The organism is Agromyces sp. NPDC127015, from assembly GCF_042725165.1.
Lineage (GTDB): Bacteria > Actinomycetota > Actinomycetes > Actinomycetales > Microbacteriaceae > Agromyces > Agromyces chromiiresistens.
This window is the reverse complement of sequence record NZ_JBHXDI010000003.1, coordinates 598,235-605,886: the sequence shown is the minus strand read 5'-3', so window position 1 is coordinate 605,886 and position 7,652 is coordinate 598,235. Positions and strand designations below refer to the sequence as shown.

Annotated in this window: 5 protein-coding genes; all 5 read right to left on the bottom strand. The window is 71.3% G+C overall.

What is annotated here, in order from left to right:
- Positions 1 to 107: 107 nt before the first annotated feature.
- Positions 108 to 3,176 (bottom strand): NEW3 domain-containing protein, encoded by a 3,069-nt coding sequence (locus ACFWGP_RS12205; protein WP_376931042.1) that lies wholly within the window; start codon positions 3,174 to 3,176, stop codon positions 108 to 110.
- Positions 3,177 to 3,379: 203 nt separating this feature from the next.
- Positions 3,380 to 4,198, bottom strand: a complete 819-nt coding sequence (locus ACFWGP_RS12200) for a carbohydrate ABC transporter permease (RefSeq protein WP_231431889.1) — start codon at positions 4,196 to 4,198, stop codon at positions 3,380 to 3,382.
- On the bottom strand, positions 4,195 to 5,100 hold the full coding sequence (locus ACFWGP_RS12195; protein WP_231431890.1) for a carbohydrate ABC transporter permease: 906 nt from the start codon (positions 5,098 to 5,100) through the stop codon (positions 4,195 to 4,197). Before ACFWGP_RS12195 ends, ACFWGP_RS12200 begins: the two co-directional genes overlap by 4 nt.
- A complete protein-coding gene (locus ACFWGP_RS12190; protein WP_376931041.1) occupies positions 5,093 to 6,451 on the bottom strand; it encodes an ABC transporter substrate-binding protein in 1,359 nt (452 codons plus the stop codon). Before ACFWGP_RS12190 ends, ACFWGP_RS12195 begins: the two co-directional genes overlap by 8 nt.
- Complete coding sequence (locus tag ACFWGP_RS12185) at positions 6,448 to 7,545, bottom strand: PfkB family carbohydrate kinase (RefSeq protein WP_376931040.1); 1,098 nt, start codon at positions 7,543 to 7,545, stop codon at positions 6,448 to 6,450. Before ACFWGP_RS12185 ends, ACFWGP_RS12190 begins: the two co-directional genes overlap by 4 nt.
- Between the last annotated feature and the right edge of the window lie 107 nt (positions 7,546 to 7,652).

The following is a 7,652-nucleotide window of genomic DNA, read 5'->3' as shown; positions in this document are numbered from 1 at the left end:
GGGGGGCATCCTTCCGAGCGGGGGGCGATCCCCGAGCGCGGGGCGCCCGCCGGGCGCCGCGCCCACGCCCGGCCCGCTGGATGCGGGCCGGGCGTTCGCGCGGCGGATCAGCCCTTGCCGGGCTTGGTCGCCTCGATCGGGAAGCTCCACGCGTTGACGCCGTCGCCGCTGCCCGCCTCGATGCCGCCCTGCTCGGCGTACGAGACGAGGATGCGGGCGTCGTCGGCGAGCGCCGCGCGGGTGGCCGCGTCGATCGGCACGGCGAGCTTGCCCGTCCCGGCGTCGACGGCCTGCTCGAACGAGCCCAGCAGTCGGCCGCTCATGTCGGGCGCCCACGGCGGGGCCGCGCCGTCGGCCGGCGAGCAGGCCTCGAAGCCGTACACGTCGCCGGCGCAGCTCGTGGTCCAGACCGGGATGAACGTCGTATCGCCCTTCCAGAGGAAGACGCGCACGGTGCCCGCCTCCTCGGCGTCGTAGGAGATGCGCACGTTCTTCTGCTGGACCTTGACGTCGGTGACGCTCATCGCATCGCTCGGCTGCACCCCCGAGATCGTGCCGCCCCTGGTCGCCGACTGCGCGACCGTCTGCGGCGACTGCACGCCCTGCAGGGCGGTGTCGGGGATGATCGGCGCCGACGCCTCGGTCGACCGGTCGGCCGGCGGGGCGTACCCGTCGAGGTAGGCGTGACCCCAGCGGTAGGGCTCCGACTGCTGGCTTCCGAAGGCCGACCACGCGGTGCGGGTCTGGCCGATGAAGTCCTGCGTGTCGGAGTCGTACGGGGTCACGTTGAGCCCCAGGTACCGCGGGTCGACGTCGTTCTGCGCGGCGTCGCCCGAAGGCACGGCGCCGGTCGGGCCGACCGCGGCGGGCAGGGCCGCGAGCGGCACCTTCACCTCGAGGTCGTAGCCGCCGCCGGCGTAGGTGCCGTCGGCCTCGCGGGCGACCTCGACCGCCACCTCGACGCCGACGGCGTTGAGCCCGCCCTCGACGGTCTCGGCGAGCGGCCCCGTCGAGAATCCCTGGTGGTTGTCGGCGTCGCGCGACCAGCACGGGCCGTCCTCGCCGTTGCCGTTGGCGCCTTCGGCATCGTCGGTGAACGGGAACATGCCGAGCTTGAACGTCGTCGACGTGTCGACCGAGTCGCCGCGCGGGTCGAGCAGCAGCTCGACCGAGTCGACGAGCCAGTGGCCGAAGCACCGGTCGGGCGTCGCGGCGGCGCTCGCCACGTCGTCGGTCACGCGGATCTGCGCGTAGAGCGCGTCGTCGTACCAGCCGAGCTTCGCGAGGCTGCCGTCGCCGCAGTCGACGCCCTCGACGGCGCAGGCCGCGCCCTCCCACCGGGTGCCGATGTCGACCGGCTCGCCCGTGTAGACGTCGTCGGCGGTGCCGTCGACGGTCGGGGCCGAGGCGAGCTGCGGGATCACGACCGTCGGCACGAGGTACACCGTCTCGTTCTCGGTCGAGGTGCCCGCACCCGAGGTCGTCGTCGCGGTGAACGTCACCGTGCGGCTGCCGGGGTCGGCTGGGTCGGTGTGCGTGACGACGAACTCGACCGTCGCGGTGTCGCCCGCGGCGAGCCCCGTGAACGGCTTGGATGCCTCGTCGGCGACGAACCCGGCGGGCAGCGCGAGCGCGACCTCACCCGACTCCGTCGAGGCGGTGCGGTTGGTCACCTCGACCGGCACCGTCACCGTCTCGCCGGCGCCGATCTGGGCGACGGCGTTCGAGCGACCGCCCACGTAGGCGTCGTGGTCGCGGGTCCACTGCTCGTACTCGGCCATGTTGCCCCAGCGCTCGAAGCGGCCCTCGACGGGCGCGACGAGCGCGATGCGGGTGTCGTTGTACGCGGTGACCTCGCCGTCGAACGAAGCGGCGAGCTTGTAGACGCCCGCTGCCGCGTCGGCGGCCGGGGTGACGGTGAACGTCGCCGTCGAGGCATCCTCGTCGCCGATGCCGTCGAGCTCGACGGGGTCGGAGACCTGCCAGCCCGCGGGAACCGCGAGGCTCACGGTGCCGCCGCCGAGGTCGCCCTCGCCTGAGCGCGCCGAGACGGTGACCTCGAACGGCTCGCCGGCGGCCTCGTAGTAGTCGTCGACCGCGAGCGAGAACTCGGAGCCGAGCGGCATGCCGCCGGGGTCGGCGACGACGGCGCCGTAGAGCACCGCGTCGTCGTTCGCGGAGGCCGGCGAGCTGTTCGGCTGCATCGGCACGATCGACTGCGAGACGCCGTAGCGCTGGCAGGTGGGGTTGGTGAGGCCCTTCTCCATCACGCGCGCCTGCGTGGGGTGCGCCCGACCGCCCTCGCGACCGACCTGCGCCCACGACTTGGCGGTGCCCGCCTGCTGGCCCTGCACGTTGCCCTCGGCCCAGACGTACGGCGAGTCGTAGCCGGTCCACGTGCCGACGACCGTGAACGGGTTCGTCGCGGCCGGCGTGAAGCCGGTGTTGCAGTTCGGCGCGGCCGTGCCTCCCGAGCCGGTCGTGAGGCCGCCGGCGAGGATCTTCTTGACCTGCCAGGTGTCGACGGCGCCCGTGCCCTCGAGCTGTTCGGGGAACATCTCGGGATCGGCGGCCGCGGCCGCAGCCTCCCAGATCATGCGGCCCTGCGCGTACTGGTGGTTGCCGTGCCCGGCCGCGAGCGACGGCGTCGAGCCGACCAGGATCTCGGGCTGGGTCTCGCGGATGATGCGCACGGTGCGGCGCAGGGTCTCCTCGGCGTCCCACACCTGCGCGGTGAGCGCCGCCGAGGTGTTGTAGAAGAAGTCGACCCGGTCGAGGTTGAAGATGTCGATCGTGCCCGAGCGCACGTGGGAGGTGCGGTCCTCGTTCTCCCGGCGGAGGCCGAGGTCGGGGCCGGCCTCGGGGCCGACCGAGTTCGAGCCGCCCTCGCCGCGCGTGGCCATGATGATGCCGCAGCGCACGCCGTAGAGGTCGTGCCAGACGCCGCAGGGCGTCGTGAACCCGGCGTCGTCGTCGGGGTGGGCCCAGATGCCCATGATGTCGATCTTGCCGCGCTCGGTGTCGATCGCGATCGAGGGGTCGCCCGCCTCGAGCTTCGTGGCGGCATCGGCCGCCGGGGTTTCGGTGCCCATCGTCGCTGCCATCGCGGTACCCGGTCCCATGAGTACGGCGGCCGTGACCAGCGAGGTCAGCAGCATGGCGTGATGTCGTTTCATGCGGTCCTCCGTTGGACGCTCGGACGACGGACTGCCGCCCGATCTCCCATCAAGCTAGAGCAGACTCGATCGAACAATCAAGCAGTTTCACGCAGTTTCACGCATTAACGCGTGCGCGGAGTTGCGCACAGCGGGCACGCCGATGCGGGGTGCACGCCGAGACGACGCGCGCACCCCGCTCTGCGCCGGACGGCGCGCGGGCCTCACTCGCGCACGGCGCCCTCGATCATGCCCTTGATGAAGTGCCGTTGCAGGAACACGTAGAGCAGCACGATCGGCAGCGCGACCATGACCGCGCCCGCGGCGAGCAGCGCCGTGCCCTGCGTGTACTGACCCTGGAAGAACGCGAGCCCGAGCGGCGCGGTGCGCACCGACCCGCTCGGCGACATCACGAGCGGGATGAGGAACTCGTTCCACGTCCACATGAACGTGAGCAGCACGAGCGTCAGGATCGCCGGGCGCCCGATCGGCACGAGCACCTGCCAGAGGATGCGCATCGAGCCCGCCCCGTCGAGGCGCGCCGCGTCGATGAGCGCCCGGCTCGAGGTGCGGAAGTACGTGCGCATCCAATAGGTGCCGAACGCGATCGACATCGCGATCTGCGGCGCGGCGACGCCCCAGACCGTGTTCGTCAGCCCGACGACCCGCAGGTCGAAGTAGAGCGGCACGATGAACGCCTCGGTCGGCACCATGATGCCGAGCAGGAACACGTAGAACATGAGCGTCGCGCCGCGGAACTTCATGGTGCCGAGCGCGTACCCGGCGAGGATCGACGCGAGCACCGCCACGACGACCACGATCACCGCGACGATCACCGAGTTGAGCATGTACTGGCCGAACCGGCCGATCTCCCACGCCTCGGGGAAGTTCTCGGGGTGGAACAGCCCGCCCTCGCGTGCGGCCGACGCGCTCTGCGGCCCGAAGGCGAGCGAGACGATGACGGCGATCGGGCCGAGCACGATGAGCGCGAATGCGACGAGCACGACGTAGTTCGCGCCTCGTTCGATCGGGGACACCTTCACTTGCGGTCTCCGATCATGTTCACGACGCCGTTGATGGCGAAGACGATGATGGTGAGCACGACGCCCACCGCGGTCGCGACACCGACCTCGCCGAGCTCGAACGCCCGACGGTAGATCTCATAGCTCGGCACGGTCGTCGACGTGCCCGGCCCGCCGCTCGTCGTGACGTAGACGAGGTCGAACGTCTTGAGGGCGGCGACGATCGTGAGCGTGAGCGCCACGGTGATCTCGCCGCGCACCATCGGCAGCGTGATCGCGAAGAACTCGCGCACCGGGCCCGAGCCGTCGAGCCGCGCCGCCTCGTAGAGCTCGCGGGGCACGCGACTCATGCCGGCCATGAGCAGCACGGTCACGAGGCCCGTGCACACCCACGTGCCGATGAGTCCGACCGCGGGCAGCGTGAACGCGTAGTCGCCGAGCCACGGACGCGCGAGCGCGCCGAGCCCGATCATGCGCAGGAACCCGTTGAGCGGGCCGTCGGGCGCGTAGATCTGCCGCCAGGTGACGGCGACGACGACCATCGCGATGACCTGCGGCAGGAAGATCACGCTGCGGAAGAACCCGAGCCCGCGCACCTGGGCGCGGGTGAGCAGGCTCGCGAGCAGCAGGCCGATCACGAGCGGCAGCACCGCGTAGAAGAACACGAGCACGAGCGCGTGCCAGAAGGCCTCGCGCAGGCGCTCGTCGAAGATGATCTCGACGTAGTTGTCGAACCCCACGAAGGTGGAGGCTCCGAGCCCGTCCCACTCGAAGAACGAGAACTGCGCGGCCCGCACGAGCGGGAACAGCAGGAAGACCCCGTAGAGCAGGAGGGCGGGGGCCAGGTACGCCCAGGGAACCCACGCCGATCGGGCGGAGCGCCGAGAGGCGCTCCGCCCGACCGTGGTCGTGCCGTCAGCCATTGCTTTCGACGAACTCCGAATAGTCGGCCTCGAGGGTCTCGGTGAACTGCTCGGGTGTCGCCTGCCCGGCGAGCAGGTCCTGCAGCGCCTGTCCCATCGTGTCGCCGAAGGTCGGCGTCGCGTAGTCGAGGTAGGGCAGCAGGCTGCCGTTGCCGGTGACGTCGCCGAACACGGTGAACACGTCGGCCATCACGCCCTCGCTCGGGGCGAGCTCGGCGGTGCGGTTGACGGGCAGGTTGCCGGTCTCGGCGAGCACGTCCATCGCCTCATCGCTCGTGATGAAGTCGATGTACGCCGCGGCGACGTCGGTGTTGTCGGCCGCCGAGGTGATCGTGAACGGCAGGCCGGTTCCGCCCGTCGTCGCGGGCGTGCCGTCGCCGGTGTTCGGGATGAAGAACCCGACGTCGTCGCCCATCGCGTCGGCGAGGTCGGCGGCGAGCCACGAACCGCCGATGAGGAAGACGCCGTCGCCGGCCGCGAGCGACTGCCAGGCCGCGTCGTAGTCGGTGCCGTTCACGCCGTCGTTGAAATAGCCGGCCTCGACCCAGCCCTGCAGGGTCTCGGCGGCCGCGACGTTCTCGGGCGTGGTCCAGCTCTGGCCGGCGTTGCCGAGGCCGAGGTCGGTGATGACCTCGGCGTCGACGTCATCGCCCTGCACCGGGCCGAACACGTGCAGCGCGGGCCACTTCTCGATGTTGCCGAGCAGCATCGGCGTCTCCCCCGCCGCCTTCGCGGTCTTCAGGGCCGCGTCGAACTCGGACCAGTCGGCCGGCACCTCGAGGCCGAGCTCCTCGAGCTTGGACTTCGAGTAGAAGACGCCGACGACCTCGCCGACCTGCGGCAGGCCGTACAGGTTGCCGTCGCCGAACACCTTCGCGTCATCGCTGTACGTCGAGTACTGCAGCACCGACGGCGAGTACCGGTCGAACCAGCCGTACGCCTCGGCGTAGTCGTCGAGCGGGCGCAACTGCTCGGCGGCGACGAACTGGCCCATCGTGTTGCGGCCGTTGTTCGCCTGCACGACGTCGGGTGCGTCGGCGTCGGTGAGGGCGAGCCGCAGCGTGGTCGCGAGGTCGTCGAACGACTGCGAGTTGCGGTCGATCGTCACGTTCGGGTACTTCTCCATGAACGCGGCGTTGAGCTGCTCCATCTGCTCGTTCTGGCCGCCGCGCACCTCCTGGTCCCACACGGTCAGGGTGACGTCGCCGACATCCGAGATGTCGGTGCTGATGTCGCCCGTGGAGGCGGTGTTGCCGGGGCTCGCACCGGTGCCGGGGGCGCAGCTCGTGAGGGCGACGACGAGGGCGGCGCCCGTCAGCGCCACCGCGGTCAGTCGGGTGTTCCGTCTCATGATGTACCTCTCTTCTCGGGATTCGATCGCCGGGCCGCTGTGGTGCCGTAGTCGGCGAAGGGGAAGGTGAGCTCCGCTCTGCGGCGCCCGGATGCCTCGGGGACGGCGTCGCTCAGGAAGGCGAATCTCGTCGCGAGCTCGCGATCGTCGCCGCCCTGCGCACGACTCCACCAGTCGGCGACGTCGCCCCAGCCGGGGGCGCCGACCGCGCCGCCGGGGTGCTCGACGGCGAGCGCCGCGCAGAGCGACGCGAACGAGAGCCGCTGTTCGAGGTCCCAGTCGCGCAGGGTGCCGAACACGAGGGCCGCACCGAAGACGTCGCCGGCGCCCGTGGCGTCCCGTCCGCTCGTCGGCACCGCGGGCACGACGACCTCGTCGCCGCTCGCCGAGTCGATCGCGACGGCACCGTGCTCGCCGCGCGTGACGACGACGAGCGGCACGAGCTCGGCGAGCGCGCGGGCCGCGCCGGCCGCCGAGTCGGTGCGCGTGTAGGCCATGGCCTCGGTCTCGTTGGGGGTGAAGGCGTAGCAGTCGGCGAGGAGGCGCAGGTCGGCCGGGTCCCAGCGTCCGCTCGAGTCCCAGCCGAGGTCGGCGAAGATCTTCGTGCCCGAGTGGGCTGCGGCCCGCCACCAGGCGTCGACCTCCCGGCCCCCGCGCGAGGCGCCGAGGTCGACGAAGGTCGCGCGAGCGGCGGGTCGGTCGCCGACGAGCTCGCCCGCGGTGAACGGCGCCGGCTCCTCGCGGGTGACCATGCTGCGGTCGCTGCCGGAGGCGATCGAGACGGTGACGGGCGTGGGCCAGTCGGGCACGAGGCGCGAGCGGCCGAGGTCGATGCCCTCGCGGTCGGCGAGGAACTCCCAGCACCAGCGACCGTAGACGTCGTCGCCGAGCGTCGCCGCGAGCGCGGTGCCGAGGCCGAGGCGGGCGGTGGCGACGGCGAGGTTGGCGACGCCGCCCGGGCTCGACGCGAGGCCCTCTGCGTACACCTCGGTGCCCGGGCGCGGTGCCCCGTCGACGCCGGTGAACACGAGGTCGAAGAAGACGGGCCCGGTGAGGAGCACGTCGACGCCGTCGTCGGCAGCCCGTTCAGCCACGCATCCTCCTTGATTGCGATCGCCTGCGCGATCGTCGATCGGCTTTGACTGAACATACTCTCGAATGAACGGTGCTGCGTCAATTCATGCGCGAAATTGTCAATTCA